Here is a 19,958-nt window from a genome sequence, read left to right on the forward strand (position 1 = left end):
TCAGATACCCAGCTTCGCCATGCGTTCGGCGTGGCTGGCCTGCATGCGCTCGAACAGCGAGGCGATGCCGTTGAGGTCGCCCGCGGCGCCGAGCACGAGTTCGGTCAGCTCGTCGCGCTGCGCCATGACGTACTGCGCCTGCGTGATCGCCTCGCCGAGCAGGCGCCTGCCCCACAGGGTGAGCCGGTCGCGTTCGGAGCGGCTGGCCTCGACCGCGCGCCGCACCTCCTCGACGACGAACTCGGAGTGGCTGGTCTCGGCGAGCACGTCGCGGACCACCTCGGCGACCTCGGGCGGCAGCGCACCGGCGATCTCGTTGTAGAAGTCCGCGGCGATGCCGTCGCCGACGTAGAACTTCACCATCGACTCGAGCCAGGTGGAGGGGTCGGTGGAGGCGTGGTAGGCGTCCAGCGCGCGGACGAACGGCGCCATCGCGTCGAAGATATCGACCCCGCGCTCGGCGAGCGCCGCCTCGAGCGCGTTGAAGTGGCCCATCTCGGCGGAGGCCATCTTGGCCACGGCTACCTTGCCGCGCAGTGTCGGCGACAGCTTGGCTTCCTCGGCCAGCCGATAGAACGCGGAGATCTCACCGTAGGCGAGCACCGCGAACAGATCTATGACGCCCGGGTGGTCGGCGAGGTCGGCATCGGTCGACGAAACACCCAGCGCGGCAGGTGACTGTGCTCCCATGGCCCCAGCCTAGTACTCCGCGAGAGTCACGCCGCCGCAGCGCGAAAGTTGTCCCTTTTCACGCGGCCTCGGTGAGGAACTTGTCCAAATATGCCCATGTCGAGTCGCGGGCTTCCGGCCCGGTGAGGATGCCGAGGTGGCTGCCCGGGGCGGTTTCGAAGCGGACCGAGGCCGCGCCGGTGAGCGTCCGGGTGCCCGCTTCGACCGCGGCGGCGGGGGTGATCACGTCCGTAGGACCGCCGACCAACAGGACGGGGGCACTCACCTGGGCCAGCTCGACACGCCGCTTACCGAGCTGAACGACGCCGCGGCCGATGTCGTTGTTCAGGATCAACCTGCCCCACAGCTGGCCGTAGAAACGGCCGGGGTAGCCGGGCATCTCGGCCATGAAGCGGTCGATGGTCTCCATCCGCGCCAGCGTCTCGGTGCGCGCGATATTGCTGGCGACGAACCACGGCCTGGTCAGCTCGCGGTCCCAGGCGGTGATCTTGTAACCGATCCTGGTCAGCGGCGCGGGCACGCCACCGGCGGCGCGCACCAGCGTCGAGGTGGCGATCCCGCCGGTCAACTTGGCCACCGCGCGCAGCTGCGGGATGCCGGTCAGCTTGTCGTAGTCCAGCGGTGCGCCCACCGCGGTGATGGAGCGGATCGGCAGCTCGGCGTGCGCGGCGGCGGTGAGCAGCGCCAGCGTGCCGCCGAGTGACCAGCCCACCAGGTCGACCGGCTTGCCGTCGCGGTCGGCGGAGGTGCGCAGCACCGCCTCGGGCAGGATCTCGTCGATCCAGTCCTCGAAGCCCATCCGCCGGTCGCCGAAGGTGATGTCGCCGTAGTCGATCACGTACGGTGCGCGGCCGGTCTCCAGCAGGAAGCCGGCCAGGCTCTGGTCGGGGCGCAGGTCGAAGCAGGTCGCGGGCGCGGCCAGCGGCGGCACCAGCAGGACCGCGGAATCCGTTGCGGGCACGGCGGTTTCGGTGTCACCCTGGCGGTGCTCGAAGCGACGCAGCTGCCGATGCGGCTCGTCCCAGAGCACCGTCGACGGCGTGGGATCCGGTGCCTCTACGCCCGAACCGAAGGTCAGCGCCCAGGCGTTGCGGGCGGCGGTCGTGACGGTGTCCGCGATATTCACCCGGAGAATGTCTCACATCCGGTACCGGCGGTAACAGGCAAGTCCGGTTTGCGGTTACCGCTTGCCCATGGCGAGCGGATTCGCCGCAGGCACGATGGCCGCGTGCACCCGGTCGGCCAGCGGCGCGAGCGAGGTCGTCAGCTCGGTCACGGCGTCGGCGGACAACGCCGCGAGCGCACCGTTCCAGGCCGCGTCGTCGGTGCTCTGCTCGACCCGTCCGAGCAGTTCGGCACCGCTGCCGGTCAGCGCCGGGCTGACCGGCTCCCCCTCGACCACTCCCCTGGCCCGCAATTCGTCGAACGCGTCCGCCCACTCCCGTTCGGACAACCCGCGCGCCCCGCGCAGCACCGATTCGGCCGCCTTGCCCGCCGCCGCCTGCATGACCATCGCCTGCCGCCCGGTCAGGCCGTGCGTCGCCAGCGCGGCCACGTGCCCGTCACCGCGATGCTCGCGCAACGAGGTGGTCAGCTGCCAGAGCGCGCCCACCGGGTCCGCGGGCAGCGGCAACGCCGCGTTCGCCGCGAACAGCGGCCTGCCCGTCGGGTCGGCCTGCTCCTGCACCGGCGCGAGCAGCGAGACGGCGCGAGCACACTCGGCCTCACCGGCGCCGAGTTCACGCAGCAGCGCGGTGGACAGGTCGAGCCGGACCGCCAGGCACTGCTCGGGGGTAGCCCGGGACCAGGCGCCGGGCAGCGCTTTGCGCACCATTTCCGGATGAAAACCGGCGAAGATCGCCTCGACTGTGGCGGGCGTCACCGCCCCCAGCGGCGCCGCCCGAAATGCGAAGTAAGTTTGCCAGTAACCGCGCAGTCCGATCGCGACACCGGCCTCCTTGACGCCGGTCCCGAAATAGACCACGTCATGTAGTGGCTCGAGAGTCTTCCAGATTTGCCGCGCGGGATGAATTGCCATGTGGCGCAGCGTACGTCGATGAACCACCCGGCGATAGCCGAGTTCGGTTTCCGAATAATCGACGGTGGCAATTCGAGCCGCGCACAATATCACGCTACAATCGCACCGGACAACGAAAAGTTTCGCTCGACCGACTTGCCTGATCTGTGCGTACACCGCCCAGCGGTACCGATCCGATCGGCATAACGAGCAGCGATTTCGTGGTCCAGGAAAATGTGCGCGCACCAGCTCCGCATCACCAGTGCGCCGCGCCGAGATCTCCCGATGTAGCCGCCCAGTCGCGGCACCCGAAGATCTCCAGAGCGTGGCCGGGTGAGTATCACAGGCGGAGACGTGGTCGTCGCGGGCCGACCGGTCCGCCCCACCTCGTGCGCGCGGGACGCGATTACGAGGAAGGCACGAACCTGAGCAAGATCACTGTCGAACAGGAACCCGGGGTAGCGGAGACGCTGTTGACCGCCGAACTGGACGCAACACATACCGCACCGACATTTGCCGAATTGGGCGTTCGCGACGAAATCGTGCGCGCACTGAACGAGATCGGCATCGAACGTACTTTCGCAATTCAGGAACTCACCCTGCCGCTGGCGCTGGCCGGTGAAGATCTCATCGGCCAGGCCCGCACCGGCATGGGTAAGACCTTCGGCTTCGGTGTGCCGCTGCTGCACCGCATCGCCACCGCCGACACCGGCACCACGCCGCTGGACGGCACGCCGCGGGCGCTGATCATCGTGCCGACCCGCGAGCTGTGCATCCAGGTCACCTCCGACCTGGAGAACGCGGGCAAGTACCTGAAGAACCACCAGGGCTCGCTGAAGGTGGCCTCCATCTACGGTGGCCGCCCCTACGAGTCGCAGATCGCGGCGCTGCGCAACGGCGTCGACGTCGTCGTCGGCACCCCGGGCCGCCTGCTGGACCTGGCGAACCAGAACCACCTGATCCTGGGCAAGGTCGGTGTGCTCGTGCTGGACGAGGCCGACGAGATGCTCGACCTCGGCTTCCTGCCCGATATCGAGCGCATCCTGACCATGGTCCCGGACAAGCGCCAGACCATGCTGTTCTCGGCCACCATGCCGGGCCCGATCATCACCCTGGCCCGCACCTTCCTCAGCCGCCCGACGCACATCCGGGCCGAGGAAGCGCACGAGACGGCCATCCACGACCGCACCGCGCAGTTCGTCTACCGGGCGCACGCGCTGGACAAGAGCGAACTGGTCGCCAAGATCCTGCAGGCCGAGGGCCGCGGCGCCACCATGATCTTCACCAGGACCAAGCGCACCGCGCAGAAGGTCGCCGACGATCTCGCCGAGCGCGGTTTCTCGGTCGGCGCCGTGCACGGTGACCTCGGTCAGATCGCCCGCGAGAAGGCGCTCAACAAGTTCCGCAAGGGCGGCATCGACGTGCTGGTCGCGACCGACGTCGCGGCCCGCGGCATCGACATCGACGACATCACCCACGTCATCAACTACCAGTGCCCCGAGGACGAGAAGACCTACGTGCACCGGATCGGGCGTACCGGCCGGGCCGGGCGCACCGGTATCGCGGTGACGCTGATCGACTGGGACGAACTGGGCCGCTGGGCCGGCATCGACAAGGCACTCGGCCTGGGTATGCCGGAGCCGGTGGAGACCTACTCGCGTTCGCCGCACCTGTTCGCTGAACTCGGCATCCCCGAGGGCGTGACCGGCACCATCCGCAAGGCCAAGCCGGCCGAGCGGGATGAGGACGCGGTCGTGGTGGAGCGCCCGGCGCGAGCCCCGCGCACGCGCAACCGCAAGCGCACCGTGCGCGGCAGGCCGATCGACGAGACCGAGTCGAACACCAATGGCACCGCCACCAACGGCACCGCGGACTCGGCACCGCATGACGCGCCGCCGAGCGACGACGCGTCCACCGATGACAACGGCGACCAGCCAGCCCGTCGTCGGCGCCGTCGCCGCAAGCCCGCGGGCGAGGCCGACGACGGTGGCGAAACCGCTGCCGCCGACGCCTCGGCCGACCCCCAGAACGGTGACGCGGAGTCCGGCGACCAGCCCGCGCGGCGCAGGCGCCGGCGCCGTAAGCCAGCCGGCGAGAACGGCACCGAAGACAGCGCCAGCACGGTAGAGCCCGCCACGGCTTCGGTCTGACCGGCCGGATCCGCTACTCTCGCAACCGTGCTCGCACCCGAGCGGCGAACGCGCGCCGACGTCATCTCCGCTGCCGCGATCGCCGTACTCGTGGTGATCGCGGCGGTGGCGGTATGGGTGCGCGGCGATGCGAGCGGCACCGAGTCGGTGACCGCGAGCTCGCCCGTACCGACCCCGGTGGCCGCCGACCAGCTCCCGACCTCACTGCGTGAACTGTGGCATGCGCCCAACGCCGCGAGCGCCCGGGCGCTGACCGCGGGTGGTGTCGTTGTCACCGGTGACGACGGCACGGTCACCGGGCACGACCCGCTCACCGGCAAGGACCTGTGGTACTACCGGCGCGACATGCCGCTCTGCGGGATCGAGAGCCAGTTCAGCACCGTGGTCGCGGTCTACCTGGACGAGCGTGGCTGTAGCCAGGCCACGCTGCTGACCGGCGACAGCGGTGCCAGGCGCACCGCGCGCAGCAGCTACATGGACCCGTCCGTGCGGCTCTCCGTCGACGGCACCTACGTGCTCGCGCAGGGGCCGAAGCGGCTGGAGATGTGGCGCTCGGACCTGGTGCGCACCATCGAATACGGCTTCGTGGACGCGCCGGTGAACGTGAAAACCCAACCGCGCAAGGGCTGCACGCTGCTCTCGGCGGGCTCGAGTCCGTCCCGGCTCGGTGTGCTGGAACGCTGCCCCGAGGACGCCGCCAACCGGCTGACCATGCTGAATCCCGCGCCGAAGGACAACACGGTGCCCGAGGAGTCCGGCTCGCACGTCTTGTCCGGCCCCGGTGCGGACTCCCCCGACGCGCGGGTACTCGCGGTGTCGGACAACAGGATCGTGCTCTACCTGCCGGGCACCCCGGCCGCCGCCGGGACGGAGGCGGCCGCACCACGGCTCGCCGTCTACGACGCGTCCGGTAATCCGATTGTGGTGCATCAGCTTTCGGCCCCGCTGAGCGACAAGACCGCGACCACCCGAATCGGTTCGGCCTACCTGGTTTTCACCGGCAACAGCGTGATCGCCTTGAACGGCAGTACTTTCGACCCGATCTGGACCGCGGCCGGCGCACTCGGCTCCCCCAGCATGATGGCGGGCAGGCTGCTGATGCCGACCGCGGGTGCGATCGCCGCGCTCGATCCCGCGTCCGGCGCCGAGGTCGGCCGCATCCCGGTGGACCGGCCCGGCTACAGCGGCGCGCCCATCTCGCTCGCGGTGCTCGGCACGACGATCCTCGAGCAGCGCGGCACCGAGCTCTACGCCCTCGGCTGAGGCGGAACTCCGGCGCCACCGGCGAACAATCCCCTGCTCGCGGACTACCGATCCCAGATCGAACGCCCGCTGCCCTTGGTCGGGCCGAGCTTCGACCAGCCCAGCCGACCGGCGGTAGCACCGGCCGGACGACTCGGCGGCGCACCGGTGAACCATGATGGATCCATGTCCGTACTCGACGATGCCCGGCTGGTACTGCTCCGACACGGCGAGACCACCTGGTCCACCCAGCACCGCCACACCGGCCGCACCGACCTGCCGCTCACCGAGCGCGGCGAGGCGCAGGCCCGGGCGGCGGGCCCGCTGCTGAGCGCGCTGAAGCTGCGCGATCCGCTGGTGTTCACCAGCCCGCGCCAACGGGCGCGGCAGACCGCGGAGCTCGCCGGACTGACCACGAGCACGGTCGACGAGGACCTCGCCGAATGGGACTACGGCGACTACGAGGGCCTGACCACCCCGCAGATCCGGGAGAGCGCGCCGGGCTGGACCATTTGGACCGGCGCCGTACCGGGCGGCGAGTCCGCGGACGCGGTGCAGGCCCGCGCCGATCGGGTGCTCGCCGCCGTGACGCCGCGGCTGCCCGAGCGGGATATCGTGCTCGTGGGGCACGGACACTTCTCCCGGGCGCTGATCGCCCGCTGGGCCGAGTTCAGCGTCAGGGAGGGCCGCCGGTTCGCCATGTCCACCGGCGCGCTGACCGTGCTCGGCCATGAACACGACGTGCGAACCATCTTGGCGCACAACCTGGTTCCCACCGCTGAGGGAGAAACACTGTGACCGTAGAGCTGCGTCGCGCCGTTCCCGCCGACGTACCCGGCCTGGTCGGCCTCGTCCATGAGCTGGCCGAGTACGAGCGGGCCAGCGACGAATGCACCGTCACCGCAACCCAACTCGACACCGCGCTGTTCGGCGCCGAGCCGAAGGTCTTCGCTCACGTGGTCGACGAAGACGGCGAGCTGGTCGGCTGCGCGATCTGGTTCCTCAACTTCTCCACCTGGAACGGCGTGCACGGCATCTATCTGGAGGACCTCTACGTCAAGCCGGAGACGCGCGGCAAGGGTTACGGCAAGGCCCTGCTCGCCACACTGGCCAAGGAAGCCGTGGACAACGGCTACAGCAGGCTCGACTGGGCCGTGCTGACGTGGAACAAACCCTCCATCGATTTCTACGAATCCCTCGGTGCCGCAGCGCAGAACGAGTGGGTTGGCTACCGCCTCACGGGTGAGCCACTGGGCAAGCTGGCCAAGGAAGCGCGGTAGTGCACCGACGATGACGTGGCTCGAACATTTCGACGAGGACGCCTGGCCGAGCACCCCCGACGCGGCCATCGCGGTACAGGACGAATTGCGGCCGAAGGTCCAAACCACCCGGCAGGACGGGGAATTCGGCACCATCGCCGGGCTCGACTCCGCCTACGCCGAGTCCGGCGAGGTAGCCGCGGCCGTGGTGGTGTTGCGCGCGACCACCCTGGAAACCATCGAATCGGCTGTCGCGCACGGCACTTCGAACTTTCCCTACCACCCCGGTTTGCTCGCGTTCCGCGAATTGCCCACGACCATGCGGGCATTGGCGCAACTCGGCGCCGCACCGGACCTACTCGTCTGTGACGCACAGGGTTTGGCGCATCCCCGCCGCTTCGGCTTGGCCTGCCACCTCGGTGTGCTCACCGGTATACCGACGATCGGCGTCGCCAAATCCGCCTGGGGCGACTACCGCGAACCGGGTCCCGAGCGCGGCGCCCGCACCGACATCACCATCGACGGCGAGGTCGTCGGCCGCGCCCTGCGCACCAGAACAGACGTGAAACCCGTCTTCGTCTCCGTCGGCCACCGCATCGACCTGGACACCGCGTGCGCTCAGGTACTGGCCCTCACGCCGCGCTACCGGCTCCCCGAGACCACCAGGCGCGCGGACTCCCTGTGCCGCGCCGAGCTACGCACCGCACTCACCGCATAGCCGCGCGCGACAATGCCGCGGTCAGCTCGATGGGTCAGCTTTCTCCGGCTCGATGGCGTAGTCGGCGGCCATCCACCGCGTCGAGGGCGGGGCGAACAGCAACACCAGCGCAGCCACGACGACCACGCCGAGCAGCGTGCCCAGAACCGGCTGATGTGAGTCGGTCAGCAGCGACCAGGTGACCGGCAGCAGCAGCAACTGGGCGATCACGGCGATCGCCCGCCCCCAGCGCTTGCCGAACAGCAGACCGATGCCCGCGGCGAGCACCGCGCCACCGAGGATGCCGAACCAGGCGGCGGTGCCGTACCCGCTGGTCGCGGTCTGGTCGTGGCCGAGCAGCCCGCGCACGATCAACGCCAGCGCGACGATCACCGCGACCGCCCCCTCCAGCGTCACCAGTCCACCCGCGCCGCGCACCGTCCTCGGCACGCCACCGTCACCCTTGCGTTCAGCCACCCGGCAAGCCTACGACCCGCCGTAGTGGCCGTCCTCCCGACCGCTCCGGTTCAGCGGCTTTTCGGACCGGATCCGGCGACGATTAGGCTGCGGGTCGTGCGGACGCTGCTGATCGTGAATCCGAATGCCACCTCGACCACTCCGGCGACTCGGGATCTGCTGGCGCACGCGCTGGAGAGCCGCACACAGCTGACCGTCGCGCACACCCAGCATCGCGGCCACGCCGCCGAATTGGCCCAGTGGGCCGCCACCAACGAGATGGACCTGATCGTCGTGCACGGCGGCGACGGGACGGTCAACGAGACCATCAACGGCTTCCTGCCGCTGCCCGAACTCAACGACGGGCAGGCCTGGCTGCCGCGACTCGGGGTGATCCCCGGCGGCTCGGCGAATGTGTTCGCACGGGCGCTCGGTATCTCGCCGGACCCGGTGACAGCAACCAACCAGCTCATCGATCTGCTCACGCTGGACCGGGACCGCAGGATCGGACTCGGCCTCGCCGACGACCGGTGGTTCACCTTCAGCGCGGGGGTCGGCCTCGACGCCGATGTCTGCGAGGCGATCGACGCCAGCCGCGCCGACGGCAAGACGGCCACCCCGGCCCGCTACCTCCGGACAACCGTGCGGCAGTTCTTCCGGGCCCGGCGCAAGGAGCCGACCGTCCGGATCGAGGTCCCGGGGCACGAACCGGTCACCGAAGTGCATTACGCCTTCGTAACGAACACGACCCCCTGGACCTACCTGAACACCACCCCGGTGCACACCAACCCGGGCACCAGGTTCGAAGACGGTCTCGGCGTGTTTGCCGTGCGTTCGATGTCCGTACTGCCTACACTGCTGCTTGCCAGACAGCTCTTGGCAGTCGACGGAAACCCCAAGTCTCGCAATTTGTTTCGCGAAGACAACGTTCCGTCCGTGCGTATCGAGACGAAGGAACCCATCGGTCTGCAAATCGATGGCGACTTTATCGGGAAGCGCAACGTGGTGGATTTCACGGCCGTGCCCGCCGTCTTGGATGTCGTGGCGCCGCGACCAGAGTGATGCACGAAACGCACGAAAAACATCGTGGTAGTGCTGCGAAAACTGGGTAGAGCGAGTACAAAGGACCGGGCAGGTTCCCCTAGCGGGGGCCGTTAGAGCGTGAGCTTCCCCACGGTGCACCAGATACCTATTGACATCTACGGTGTTCGTGAAAGCATTCACAAGCAACCGTGCGGAAACATTCGAGTCGCACAAGTGAACGATCCACAAACCGTCGGCGCCATTTGCGGCGCCCAGCAAAGGAGCAGAGGAATGGACTGGCGCCACAAGGCCATCTGTCGCGACGAGGACCCCGAACTGTTTTTCCCGGTGGGTAACAGTGGTCCTGCGCTCGCGCAGATTGCCGATGCCAAGCTGGTCTGCGCTCGCTGCCCCGTAACCGCTGACTGCCTGTCCTGGGCCCTGAAGTCCGGACAGGATGCCGGCGTGTGGGGCGGTATGAGTGAAGACGAGCGCCGGGCGCTCAAGCGTCGTAACGCACGCACGCGCACCCGCACCGTCGTCTAGCAGACGATCGGATTTACCGGACCATTCAGCCCGGTCCGGTGAACGCATTTAAGCCCGGCACCTTCGAGGTGCCGGGCTCTCTTGTGTCCCAACACATATAACGAAACGGCTATCAGCGACCGGAGCGACGGCCCAGCGGAACACGAAGCACCGCATCGGTTCCGATATCGGCGCCGGGGTGCAGGCCGATGGAACCGCCGAGTTCGGCGGTCACCAGGGTGCGCACGATCTGCAGGCCGAGACGGTCGGAGGATTCCAGGCTGAATCCGCTGGGCAGGCCGCGGCCGTCGTCGCTGATGATCACGTCGAGCCAGCGCGCGGAACGCTCGGAACGGATTGTCACCGTGCCGTCTTCGCCCGAATCGAAGGCGTGCTCGATCGCGTTCTGCACCAGTTCGGTGAGCACCATTACCAGCGGGGTCGCGCGTTCGGCGGAGAAGACGCCGAGCGAACCCGCGCGGCGCACCTTGATCCGCGCGGTGTGCACGGTGGCCACGTCGGCCATGATCGGTAACAGCCGGTCGACGACCTCGTCCAGGTCGACCTCTTCGTCCACCGACATGGACAGCATCTCGTGCACCGACGCGATCGAGGTGACCCTGCGCACCGACTCGGTGAGCGCGACCTGCGCCTCCTCGTTCTCGGTGCGCCGCGCCTGTAACCGCAGCAGCGCGGCGACGGTCTGCAGATTGTTCTTCACCCGGTGGTGGATCTCCCGGATGGTGGCGTCCTTGCTGAGCAGCGCCCGATCGCGGCGTTTGACCTCGGTGACATCGCGCACCAGCACCGCGGCACCCGCCAATTCGCCGTGCGGGCGCAGCACCAGGGTGCGCAGCAGCACGGTCGCGCCGCGCGCCTCCACCTCCATCCGGCGGCCGGTGCGCCCGGCCAGCGCGGCCTGGATGTCGCCGACCACCTCCTGGGCATCGAACGGATCGGTGATCAGCGAGCGGGTGAGCACCGCCAGATCCTGGCCCGCGAGATCGGCCTGCAGGCCCATCCGGTGATAAGCGGACAGGGCATTCGGGCTGGCGTAGACGACGATGCCCTCGGTGTCGAGCCGGATGAAACCGTCGCCGGCGCGCGGGCTGGAGTGGGTGGCCGCGCGGTCCTCGGTGGTCGGGAAGGTGCCGTCGGCGATCATCTGGCACAGGTCGTCGGCGCAAGCGACATAAGCGATTTCGAGCGTGCTGCGCACCCGCGAGCGTTGCACGTCGGTGTCGCGGCTCAGCACCGCGATGACATCGTCGCCGCAGCGGACCGGGATGGCCTCGCGGATCGCGTGCACCGGAGTCGGGTGATAGACACCCGCGGTCTCCACGTCCCGATCGGCGCGCACGATCTTGCCCGACATCAACGCCTCGAACACCTGCGGATGATCGGCCTGCAGGGCCAGGGTGCCGACCAGGTCCTCGTGGTGCACGGTGGACGCCGTGGTGGGGCGGCACTGCGCGACACACACGATGTCGGCGCCGGCCGCGATCGGTCCCGCACCGACCCACAGCTGCAGATCGGCGAAGGACAGATCGGCAAGCAGCTGCCAATCGCCCACCACCCGCTGCAGGTGATCCACGGCGACGCCGGGTAAGTCGGTGTGTTCGGCTAATAGCTCGCTCAGCGTCGCCATGAAGATCTACCGCTAACGTTTTCTAGGAGATGACGGCGATTAGGTGACCGGCTTTGATGGCGTCGCCCTCTTTGACGCCGATCGAGGTGACGGTGCCGCCGACCTCGGCCAGCACCGGGATCTCCATCTTCATCGACTCGAGGATCACCAGGGTGTCGCCCTCCTTGACCACGTCCCCCTCGTTCACCACGACCTGGTAGACGACGGACACCAGCTCGGCGAGCACTTCCTCGGCCATGACACCCCATTCACTCGGTTGGTTCACGCGGCTCGCCCGGCAGGTTCGAGCAGCCGAGCCGTGCGGCCTGTATCCGCTGCAGGTATAGCCAACCACACGTGAAAGAATGGCCTTCAATCAGAAGGGAGACTACTCATGGGTAAGCGCGGACGTAAGAAGCGTAGTCGCAAGGGCAACGCAGCCAACCACGGCAAGCGGCCAAACGCCTGAGCGAGAGCTCGGCCGAAAAACGCAGAGCGGCACGCACTTCCGTGAGGAAGGCGTGCCGCTGGTGTTTGCGTAGGACCTAGGAGTCGGAGGTCTCGATCTTGGATTCCACCTGGGTGATCGTGACCGTCTTACGGATCTCGAAGGTCAGCCGATCGCGCAGGGCGTCCGGTGCGCGGTCGCCACCGCACTTGCGGCTGAGCAGACCCTTGATCTTCTCCTCGATGCCGTAGGCCTCGATGCAGGGTGAGCAATGGTCCATGTGGTGCTGCAACCGGGCGCGAGTCTCATCGTTGCACTCGCCGTCCAGCATCAACCAGATATCGGTGAGCACCGCGGTGCAATCAAGATCCATGTCCGGATCCCGCTCGGTGTTCACTGCTTGACCTCCTGGCGTTCCCCCGAACGGTTGAATCCACGTTCGCGCGCCACATCGGCGAGCAAACCCTTGAGCTGCTTGCGGCCGCGGTGCAGCCGGGACATCACGGTACCGATGGGGGTGCCCATGATGTCGGCGATTTCCTTGTACGGGAAGCCTTCGACATCGGCGTAATACACGGCCATCCGGAATTCCTCCGGCAGCTCCTGTAGCGCGGCCTTGATGTCGTCGTCGGGAAGCGCGTCCAGGGCCTCGACCTCGGCCGAGCGCAGACCCTGCGAGGTGTGCTCGGCGGTAGCCGCGAGCTGCCAATCGGTGATCTCGTCGGTCGGGTACTGCGCGGGCTGGCGCTGCTTCTTGCGGTAGGAGTTGATGTAGGTGTTGGTCAGGATCCGGTACAGCCAGGCACGCAGATTGGTGCCTTCCTTGAAGGACTTGAAACCCTGGAACGCCTTGACGTAGGTCTCCTGCACCAGGTCTTCGGCGTCGGCCGGATTCCTGGTCATCCGCAGCGCGGCACCGTAGAGCTGGTCGAGCAGCGGGAGCGCATCGCGCTCGAACCGCTGGGCCAGCTCGGTTTCGTCGACCGCGGCACCGACACCGTCGGTCACCACGTCATCGTCGCTCGTCACACCTGTCCCTTCGATCGCCGTACCTGCCAAATCTACCGGCACTGGCAATTCGAAGGGGAATCCGGCTTCCGTCAGCGACGCCGTCGTCCCTCTCGGACGTTCGTCGAGCAGCAGGGGCACCGACATCTCCTTCACGTCGTTCACGGGGCTGATCAGTCGCGGGGCCGAGGGTTTCGTCCCGGCCGGGCGCTGTGTATTCGCTTCCAACATGCGGGACACGTCCTGTGTTCCCGCAGCGAAACGCCAGGACCGCAAAATCCATTGCGGCCCGGGCGGGTCTGCTCGTTAAGGTGTCCGCCATGGCAGGAGCCTCGACCCCGGCGATCCGGACCCTGACGCAGGCCAAGGTTGCCCATCGGGTGCACGCCTACAAGCACGACCCGCGCGCCGACTCCTACGGCACCGAAGCGGTGGACGCGCTGGCCGGCGAACTCGGGGTGACGGCGGCGCAGGTCTTCAAGACACTGGTGCTCGAACTGGCCAACGGCTCGCTCGCCGTGGCCGTGCTTCCGGTGCCGAATACGTTGTCGCTCAAGGCCGCTGCGGCCGCGCTGGGGGTGCCGAAGGCGGCCATGGCCGACAAGGTGAAGGCCGAGCGCAGCACCGGATATGTGCTCGGCGGCATCTCCCCGCTCGGCCAGCGCAAGCCGTTGCCGACCGTGGTGGACGAGTCCGCGCTGTCCTGGGATCGCATTCTGTGCAGCGCCGGGCGACGCGGGCTGGAGATCGAGCTGGCACCCGCCGACCTGATCCGGCTGACCTCGGCGGTGACCGCCACAGTGAGGACCGGGTAATCCACTCGATTCGGCACAATCTGTGCGTCAATGGACGGGCCAGATTCGTCCGACTCGAGGATGTGATGCGAAATGCCCGCGCACCAGCGTGTACGCACCGTGATCGTCGCCCTGCTCGGAACTCTCGCCCTGTCCCTCGGCGCGGTGGCGCTGCAAGCCCCGACGGCCACCGCGGCACCGCCGACGGCGACTCAGATCGACTTCCCCTTCGACGGCCTCGGCAAAGACGACGCCCCCAGCACGCCGAACGCCCCCAAGACGGACGACAAGGCGGGCAAGGCTGAGAAGCTCGGCGGCACGGTGACCAGCAAGGTGATCGACCTGGTCACCGGCATCGTCAAGTGCGGCCTGAATATCGCCAGCCCCGCCGTGAAGTGCTCGATCTGATCAGCTGATCGGAGGCCGGGCGGTCAGAGCAAGCTGATCTGCCCGGCTTCTTCCTGCTCGCTCACCCGGGCGAGCAGTTCGGGGCCATTGTTCTTCACGCTGTTGACCAGCGACGGCACCGGTCGCGCCACGATGCCCGCGATCACGTCTTCGCCGGGCGTCTCCAGCAGGCTCGACGGCGCGGGGTGGTCCGGGTCGAGCCAGGCGTCCCAGTGCTCCCTCGGCATCGGCAGCGGCATCCGATCGTGGATGCGGGTCAGATCGCCGACCGCGTCGGTGGTCAGGATGGTGCAGGACAGCAGCGGCTCGCTGTCGGGCAGCGACCGGTCCCGCCACACCGACCACAGCCCGGCCATATACAGCCGGGAGCCGTCCTCCTGGGCCATGAAGAAGGGCTTCTTGGCCACCTTGCCCTTGGCCGCCGGGTCCGGCTCGACCACCCACTCGTACCAGCCGTCCATCGGCACCAGGCAGCGCCGGTACTTCACCGCGTCCCGGAACGAGGGAGTGGTCGCGGCCTTGTCGGCTCGGGCATTGAACAGCGGCTTGCCCTTCACGGGCACCCCGGGCTCGGCGACCTTGGTCCACACCGGGATCAGGCCCCAACGCATCCGCCGCAGCCGCAACTTGGGCTCATCGTCTTTGTGGCCGTGCTCGTGCCGCTCCACCACGGTGAGGATCTGGGTGGTCGGCGCGACGTTGTAATTGGTGAAATTGCCCGAGCCCGGCGTGCTTTCGGTTTCGTCGATCGCATCCAGCTCGACCGCGAGCCGGCCGGGGTCTGTCGTGGTCGCATATCGTCCGCACATATCTCGATACTTCCACCTCCCACCGACACTCTCATGGACAATTGATCCATAGCTGGTGACCAGTTGAGAGTTTTGACCTAACATTCTCTCAGAGGATGGGTGGTCGCTGTGCCCGTCCGCTGACGCATGCGCGCCCCGACCGGCCACCGCCAGGAGCAACCGGGATCGACGTCGTCCCGAGCAATCACCGGCAAGAGGAGAGACTCACCGTGACTTCCACCGACATCAAACCGGCCGACAACGATACGGCGCTCACGTCGGTCAACCCGGCGACGGGCGAGGTCATCGGCACCTACCCGATCGCGGACGAGGACGCGGTGCGCGCGGCCGTCGCGAAGGCCCGCACCGCCGCCGCCACCTGGGGCGCGTTGAGCTACGACGAGCGCAAGACGCACCTGCTGCGCTGGTCCAGCCGGCTGGTCGCGGATTCCGACGAGTTCTGCAAGCTGATCCACGCCGAGAACGGCAAGCCGCTCGACGACGCCTTCCTGGAGCTGATGCTCGCGCTCGAGCACATCGCCTGGGCGGCCAAGAACGCCAAGAAGGTGCTGGCGCCCAAGAAGGTCTCCCCCGGCGCGTTCATGTCGAACTTCGCCGCCAGGGTCGAGCAGCGCCCGCTCGGCGTGGTCGGCGTGATCGGCCCGTGGAACTACCCGGTCTACACCCCTAACGGCTCGATCGGCTACGCGCTCGCCGCGGGCAACACCGTGGTGTTCAAGCCGAGCGAGTACTCCACCGGCATCGGCAACTTCCTGGCCGAGGCGTTCGCCAAGGCCAACCCCGGCCTGCCCGAGGGCGTGTTCATCACGATCAACGGCTACGGCGCCACCGGCGCGGCGCTGGTGAAGTCGGGCGTCGACAAGCTCGCCTTCACCGGCTCCACCGCGACCGGCAAGCGGATCATGGCCGCGGCCGCCGAGAACCTCACCCCGGTGCTGCTCGAATGCGGCGGCAAGGACGCGGTGATCGTCGCGGGTGACGCGGACGTGAAGGCCGCCGCCGACGCGGTCGCCTGGGGCGCCACCGCCAACAGCGGCCAGACCTGCGCGGGCGTGGAGCGGGTGTACGTCGACCGGTCGGTGCGCGACGAGTTCGTTGCCGAGGTGAAGAAGATCCTGGAGAAGGTCGGCCCCGGCTCGGGCGCCGACGCCTCCTACGGCCCGATGACCATGCCGAGCCAGGTCGACATCGTGCGCCGCCACATCGAGTCCGCGCTGAAGAACGGCGGCACCGCCGTGCTCGGCGGCCCGGAATCGGTGAAGGCGCCGTTCATCGAGCCGGTGGTGCTGGTCGACGTGGACGAGAAATCCGAAGCGGTGCAGGAGGAAACCTTCGGCCCGACGGTCACCATCCGCACCGTGGACGGCGTGGACGAGGCGGTCGAGCTGGCCAACAGCTCCAAGTACGGGCTGTCCTCGGCGGTGTACTCGAAGAAGAACGGCCTGGAGATCGCGCGCAGGCTGCACGTCGGGGCCACCTCGGTGAACTCGGTGCTCGCCTTCGCCGCCATCCCCGGCCTGCCGTTCGGCGGCGTCGGCGATTCCGGCATCGGCCGCATCCACGGCGAGCCCGGCCTGCGCGAATTCGCCCGCCCGCACTCGATCGCGGTGCAGCGCTTCGCGATTCCCGGCATGGCGCTGCTCAGCTACTCGCGCACCCAGTCCACCATGAAGCTGCTGCGCAAGCTGGTTCCGTTCCTGCACGGTCGGCACAAGTAAGTACACCGCCCGCGTGTCCGGCCGGATGATGGGCGAAGATGGACAGGTGAGTTTCTGGCCAGCGCCCCATGTCGATGTCCCTGTGCACGCGACCGTGACCCTGCCTGGATCGAAGTCGATCACGAACCGGGCATTGATCTTGGCTGCCCTGGCCGACGGACCGTCGACACTGTCCGGCGCGCTGCGCAGCCGGGATACCAACCTGATGATCGCGGCCCTGTGCGCACTGGGCACCGGCATCGAGGGTGACGGTGACACGCTCACCGTCACCCCGGCCCCGTTGCGCGGCGGCACCGTCGACTGCGGGCTCGCAGGCACCGTGATGCGCTTCCTGCCGCCGGTGGCCACGCTCGCCGCGGGCGAGGTGGCCTTCGACGGCGATGCCCAGGCCAGGGTGCGCCCGCTCAGCACCATCCTGGACGCGCTGCGCGGCCTCGGCGCCGACATCGACGGCGATGCGCTGCCGTTCCGGGTGCACGGCAAGGGCGCGCTGCGCGGCGGCACGGTGACCATCGACGCCTCCGGGTCCTCCCAGTTCGTGTCCGGGCTGCTGCTGTCGGCGGCGCGGTTCGACGAGGGCCTGATCGTGCACCACGACGGCAAGGCCCTGCCGTCCATGCCGCACATCGAGATGACCGTGGAGATGCTGCGCAGGGCCGATGTGCAGGTGCAGGCGCCCGAGCACAGCCGCAAGGCACAGACCTGGGAGGTTTCTCCCGGCCCCATCCGCGCGGTGGACTGGGACGTCGAGCCGGATCTGTCCAACGCGACGCCGTTCCTGGCGGCCGCCGCCGTCACCGGCGGCGAGGTGAAGATCCCGCACTGGCCGCGGCTGACCACCCAGCCCGGCGACGTGATCCGCGAGATCCTGGTGCGGATGGGCGCCGAGGCGCGGGTCTTCGACGGCGTGCTGACCGTGCACGGACCCGACCGCCTGGCCGGCATCGACATCGACCTGCACGACGTCGGCGAGCTGACCCCGACCGTCGCAGCCCTTGCGGCACTGGCCGATTCACCGTCGCACCTGCGCGGCATCGCGCACCTGCGCGGCCACGAGACCGACCGGCTGGCCGCGCTGTCCACCGAGATCAACCGGCTCGGCGGCAAGGTCACCGAGACCGAGGACGGACTCGAGATCGAGCCCGCCGAACTGCACGGCGGCCGTTGGCATTCCTACGCCGATCATCGAATGGCCACCGCCGGAGCGATTCTCGGGCTGCGGGTGGCGGGCATCGAGATCGAGGACATCGGCACCACGGCCAAGACGCTGCCGAACTTCGTTGCGCTGTGGGAGCGGATGCTCGATCCGACGCGCTCCGATCAGGGGGCGGCGCACTGAGGAAGCGCGAGTACGACGAATCCGACGTCCGGGTACGCCCGGGCAAGAGTTCGCGTCCCCGCACGAAAACCCGTCCGCAGCACAACGATGCGGAATCCGCGATGGTGGTCGCCGTGGATCGCGGCCGCTGGGGCTGTGTGCTCGGCGGCGACCCGAACCGGCACATCGTCGCCATGCGCGCCAGGGAACTGGGGCGCACCCCCATCGTGGTCGGCGATCAGGTGGACGTGGTCGGCGATCTGTCCGGCAGGCCCGACTCGCTGGCCCGCATCGTGCGGGTGACCGACCGCCGAACGGTGTTGCGACGCACCGCCGATGACACCGATCCGTTCGAGCGGATCGTGGTCGGCAATGCCGAACAGCTGTTCATGGTGGTCGCCCTGGCCGACCCGCCGCCGCGCACCGGCTTCGTCGAACGCTGCATGGTCGCCGCGTACGCCGGCGGGCTGCACCCGGTGCTGTGCCTGACCAAACACGATCTGGCCGCGGAGTCCGAATTCGCCGCCGCCTTCGAGGATCTCGACCTCACCATCGTCTACGGCGGGGTCGACGACCCGCTGGCGCCGGTGCTCGAGCTGCTCACCGGACGGCTCACCGCGTTCATCGGCCACTCCGGCGTCGGCAAGTCGACGCTGGTGAATCGCCTTGTGCCGGACGCGTATCGGGCCGTCGGCGAGGTGTCCGGTGTCGGCAAGGGCAAACACACCTCCACCCAGTCCGTCGCGCTGCCGCTGCCCGACGGCGGCTGGGTCATCGACACCCCGGGTATCCGCTCGTTCGGCCTGGCCCACATCACCCCCGACGACGTGGTCGCCGCCTTCAGCGACCTCGCGGCCGCCATCGAGGACTGTCCTCGCGGCTGCACCCACCTCGGGCCGCCCGCCGACCCCGAATGCGCACTGGACAAACTGCCCGGCAAGGAGCGCCGGGTGGCCGCCATCCGCCTGCTGCTCACCGCGCTGAACTCCAACGAGCACTGGCAGAACAACAGCGGACCACGGCCGATCGACTAGGGCCCTAGCTGCCGCTCCGCTCAGCTACGCAGTGCTTCGCTGGACCGGTCCTGCCCGTCCGGCTGGCCGGGAGCGAATGGCCACTCCTCGAACCAGGTGCAGCGCCCCTCCCCGTCGAAGCGCAGGACCCACAGGTCGCGCCAGCGCGCCGGTTGACCGGGGTATTCGACCTCCGCCCGGACGACGGCGGTCAGTCCGTCCACGGCGACGACCTCGGGCTCCATCGAGAACGTCTCGTCCGGCCCGTCCCGCCCCGCTTCCCAGAACTTCGCCAGCGCGGGTAGCCCGGTGAGCGGTTCGGCCCACGGGGAGACTTGGTATCCGACTTCGGGGGCGAAGAGGTCGCCGAGTTTGTCCGTGCCCGGCGATCGCCAGGCCCGTTCATATTCGCTGACCCATGCCTCAACTGTGCTTCGGTCCACCCAGAAAAAAGTACGCCTCTTCAGCAACCGACGCGCGGATTCTGTCCCGCCGCTCCGGAAATTCAAGCCAGACGCTGTACCGCCTCTCCGCGAATCCAAGCCAGACGCTGTACCGCCTCTCCGCGAATCCAAGCCAGACGCTGTACCGCCGCTCCGCGAATCCAAGCCAGACGCTGTACCGCCTCTCTGCGAATCCAGGCCAGACTCAGGTGCGACAACAGCGTGGCCGGCGGCCGGCGGCAGTCGAGCGGCCGGGTTCGCCCGTCCCCGGGGAGTTGCTTACGAATCAGTTGTCCCGCAGAGTATTTCCGAC

General features: G+C 68.4%; 24 protein-coding genes. 13 read left to right on the plus strand and 11 right to left on the minus strand.

Features of this window, described 5'->3' with window-relative positions:
- Genes DMB37_RS13510 through DMB37_RS13520 form a run of 3 tightly spaced genes read right to left on the minus strand, consistent with a single transcriptional unit; the run spans position 1 to position 2,728 of the window.
- The gene (locus tag DMB37_RS13510) at positions 1 to 690 is read right to left on the minus strand and encodes a ferritin-like fold-containing protein (RefSeq protein WP_107658964.1); all 690 of its coding nucleotides are present in this window, start codon (positions 688 to 690) and stop codon (positions 1 to 3) included.
- 58 nt (positions 691 to 748) lie between these two features.
- Positions 749 to 1,816 (minus strand): alpha/beta fold hydrolase, encoded by a 1,068-nt coding sequence (locus DMB37_RS13515; RefSeq protein ID WP_135233003.1) that lies wholly within the window; start codon positions 1,814 to 1,816, stop codon positions 749 to 751.
- 54 nt (positions 1,817 to 1,870) lie between these two features.
- Positions 1,871 to 2,728 carry a hypothetical protein gene (locus tag DMB37_RS13520; protein ID WP_135233004.1) on the minus strand — a complete coding sequence of 286 codons (858 nt, stop codon included), beginning with the start codon at positions 2,726 to 2,728 and terminating at the stop codon, positions 1,871 to 1,873.
- 368 nt (positions 2,729 to 3,096) lie between these two features.
- On the opposite strand from DMB37_RS13520, the gene DMB37_RS13525 reads away from it, so the two are divergent.
- Together DMB37_RS13525 and DMB37_RS13530 are read left to right on the plus strand one after the other, a co-directional pair.
- Positions 3,097 to 4,857: a DEAD/DEAH box helicase gene (locus tag DMB37_RS13525; RefSeq protein ID WP_135233005.1), complete on the plus strand. Its 1,761-nt coding sequence runs from the start codon at positions 3,097 to 3,099 to the stop codon at positions 4,855 to 4,857.
- Between the two features lie 27 nt (positions 4,858 to 4,884).
- Entirely contained in the window at positions 4,885 to 6,120 is a 1,236-nt protein-coding gene (locus DMB37_RS13530; protein ID WP_135233006.1) for a PQQ-binding-like beta-propeller repeat protein, read from the plus strand.
- Between the two features lie 44 nt (positions 6,121 to 6,164).
- On the opposite strand, the gene DMB37_RS41700 is transcribed toward DMB37_RS13530, so the two are convergent.
- Positions 6,165 to 6,287, minus strand: coding sequence for a hypothetical protein (locus DMB37_RS41700; RefSeq protein ID WP_255508379.1), 123 nt, complete (start codon positions 6,285 to 6,287; stop codon positions 6,165 to 6,167).
- Between DMB37_RS41700 and DMB37_RS13535 the strand changes: the two genes are divergently transcribed.
- From DMB37_RS13535 to DMB37_RS13545, 3 genes are read left to right on the plus strand one after another with little or no spacing between them, the layout of a single operon-like run.
- A complete protein-coding gene (locus DMB37_RS13535; protein WP_135233007.1) occupies positions 6,286 to 6,897 on the plus strand; it encodes an acid phosphatase in 612 nt (203 codons plus the stop codon). The two genes, DMB37_RS41700 and DMB37_RS13535, sit on opposite strands and share 2 nt — an antisense overlap.
- Positions 6,894 to 7,379, plus strand: coding sequence for a GNAT family N-acetyltransferase (locus DMB37_RS13540; RefSeq protein ID WP_135233008.1), 486 nt, complete (start codon positions 6,894 to 6,896; stop codon positions 7,377 to 7,379). Before DMB37_RS13535 ends, DMB37_RS13540 begins: the two co-directional genes overlap by 4 nt.
- A 10-nt stretch (positions 7,380 to 7,389) precedes the next feature.
- Positions 7,390 to 8,076: an endonuclease V gene (locus tag DMB37_RS13545; protein ID WP_135233009.1), complete on the plus strand. Its 687-nt coding sequence runs from the start codon at positions 7,390 to 7,392 to the stop codon at positions 8,074 to 8,076.
- A gap of 21 nt (positions 8,077 to 8,097) precedes the next feature.
- Here the strand turns inward: DMB37_RS13545 and DMB37_RS13550 are convergent, their stop codons facing one another.
- Positions 8,098 to 8,532, minus strand: a complete 435-nt coding sequence (locus tag DMB37_RS13550) for a hypothetical protein (RefSeq protein ID WP_167768835.1) — start codon at positions 8,530 to 8,532, stop codon at positions 8,098 to 8,100.
- 96 nt (positions 8,533 to 8,628) lie between these two features.
- On the opposite strand from DMB37_RS13550, the gene DMB37_RS13555 reads away from it, so the two are divergent.
- Together DMB37_RS13555 and DMB37_RS13560 are read left to right on the plus strand one after the other, a co-directional pair.
- Entirely contained in the window at positions 8,629 to 9,573 is a 945-nt protein-coding gene (locus tag DMB37_RS13555) for a diacylglycerol kinase family protein (RefSeq protein ID WP_135233010.1), read from the plus strand.
- Positions 9,574 to 9,825: 252 nt separating this feature from the next.
- The gene (locus tag DMB37_RS13560; RefSeq protein ID WP_011211115.1) at positions 9,826 to 10,080 is read left to right on the plus strand and encodes a WhiB family transcriptional regulator; all 255 of its coding nucleotides are present in this window, start codon (positions 9,826 to 9,828) and stop codon (positions 10,078 to 10,080) included.
- Between the two features lie 112 nt (positions 10,081 to 10,192).
- Here the strand turns inward: DMB37_RS13560 and DMB37_RS13565 are convergent, their stop codons facing one another.
- Positions 10,193 to 11,707 carry a sensor histidine kinase gene (locus DMB37_RS13565; RefSeq protein WP_107658973.1) on the minus strand — a complete coding sequence of 505 codons (1,515 nt, stop codon included), beginning with the start codon at positions 11,705 to 11,707 and terminating at the stop codon, positions 10,193 to 10,195.
- Positions 11,708 to 11,729: 22 nt separating this feature from the next.
- Entirely contained in the window at positions 11,730 to 11,945 is a 216-nt protein-coding gene (locus DMB37_RS13570) for a biotin/lipoyl-binding carrier protein (protein ID WP_107658974.1), read from the minus strand.
- A 135-nt stretch (positions 11,946 to 12,080) separates the two neighbouring features.
- Between DMB37_RS13570 and DMB37_RS41925 the strand changes: the two genes are divergently transcribed.
- The gene (locus tag DMB37_RS41925; protein ID WP_022597109.1) at positions 12,081 to 12,155 is read left to right on the plus strand and encodes a 50S ribosomal protein bL37; all 75 of its coding nucleotides are present in this window, start codon (positions 12,081 to 12,083) and stop codon (positions 12,153 to 12,155) included.
- A 76-nt stretch (positions 12,156 to 12,231) separates the two neighbouring features.
- Here the strand turns inward: DMB37_RS41925 and rsrA are convergent, their stop codons facing one another.
- Both rsrA and DMB37_RS13585 read right to left on the minus strand, forming a co-directional pair.
- A complete protein-coding gene (gene rsrA, locus DMB37_RS13580) occupies positions 12,232 to 12,507 on the minus strand; it encodes a mycothiol system anti-sigma-R factor (RefSeq protein WP_135237558.1) in 276 nt (91 codons plus the stop codon).
- A gap of 20 nt (positions 12,508 to 12,527) precedes the next feature.
- Positions 12,528 to 13,163 (minus strand): sigma-70 family RNA polymerase sigma factor, encoded by a 636-nt coding sequence (locus tag DMB37_RS13585; protein ID WP_107660877.1) that lies wholly within the window; start codon positions 13,161 to 13,163, stop codon positions 12,528 to 12,530.
- A 299-nt stretch (positions 13,164 to 13,462) separates the two neighbouring features.
- Here DMB37_RS13585 and ybaK point away from each other — a divergent pair, with 299 nt between their 5' ends.
- Together ybaK and DMB37_RS13595 are read left to right on the plus strand one after the other, a co-directional pair.
- On the plus strand, positions 13,463 to 13,957 hold the full coding sequence (ybaK, locus tag DMB37_RS13590; protein WP_135233011.1) for a Cys-tRNA(Pro) deacylase: 495 nt from the start codon (positions 13,463 to 13,465) through the stop codon (positions 13,955 to 13,957).
- Positions 13,958 to 14,029: 72 nt separating this feature from the next.
- Entirely contained in the window at positions 14,030 to 14,344 is a 315-nt protein-coding gene (locus DMB37_RS13595; protein WP_135233012.1) for a hypothetical protein, read from the plus strand.
- 23 nt (positions 14,345 to 14,367) lie between these two features.
- On the opposite strand, the gene DMB37_RS13600 is transcribed toward DMB37_RS13595, so the two are convergent.
- Positions 14,368 to 15,153 (minus strand): SOS response-associated peptidase, encoded by a 786-nt coding sequence (locus DMB37_RS13600; RefSeq protein WP_135233013.1) that lies wholly within the window; start codon positions 15,151 to 15,153, stop codon positions 14,368 to 14,370.
- Positions 15,154 to 15,362: 209 nt separating this feature from the next.
- Between DMB37_RS13600 and DMB37_RS13605 the strand changes: the two genes are divergently transcribed.
- From DMB37_RS13605 to rsgA, 3 genes are read left to right on the plus strand one after another with little or no spacing between them, the layout of a single operon-like run.
- Positions 15,363 to 16,871 (plus strand): aldehyde dehydrogenase family protein, encoded by a 1,509-nt coding sequence (locus DMB37_RS13605; RefSeq protein ID WP_135233014.1) that lies wholly within the window; start codon positions 15,363 to 15,365, stop codon positions 16,869 to 16,871.
- 28 nt (positions 16,872 to 16,899) lie between these two features.
- Positions 16,900 to 18,210: a 3-phosphoshikimate 1-carboxyvinyltransferase gene (gene aroA / locus DMB37_RS13610; protein ID WP_135237560.1), complete on the plus strand. Its 1,311-nt coding sequence runs from the start codon at positions 16,900 to 16,902 to the stop codon at positions 18,208 to 18,210.
- Positions 18,207 to 19,223: a ribosome small subunit-dependent GTPase A gene (gene rsgA / locus DMB37_RS13615; protein WP_135237559.1), complete on the plus strand. Its 1,017-nt coding sequence runs from the start codon at positions 18,207 to 18,209 to the stop codon at positions 19,221 to 19,223. The genes aroA and rsgA overlap by 4 nt, the downstream gene beginning before the upstream one ends.
- Before the next feature lie 20 nt (positions 19,224 to 19,243).
- Here rsgA and DMB37_RS13620 read toward each other — a convergent pair whose 3' ends face one another.
- The gene (locus DMB37_RS13620) at positions 19,244 to 19,645 is read right to left on the minus strand and encodes a nuclear transport factor 2 family protein (RefSeq protein ID WP_135233015.1); all 402 of its coding nucleotides are present in this window, start codon (positions 19,643 to 19,645) and stop codon (positions 19,244 to 19,246) included.
- Positions 19,646 to 19,958 lie beyond the last annotated feature (313 nt).

The sequence above is a fragment of the Nocardia sp. CS682 genome, from assembly GCF_004634405.1.
Lineage (GTDB): Bacteria > Actinomycetota > Actinomycetes > Mycobacteriales > Mycobacteriaceae > Nocardia > Nocardia ninae.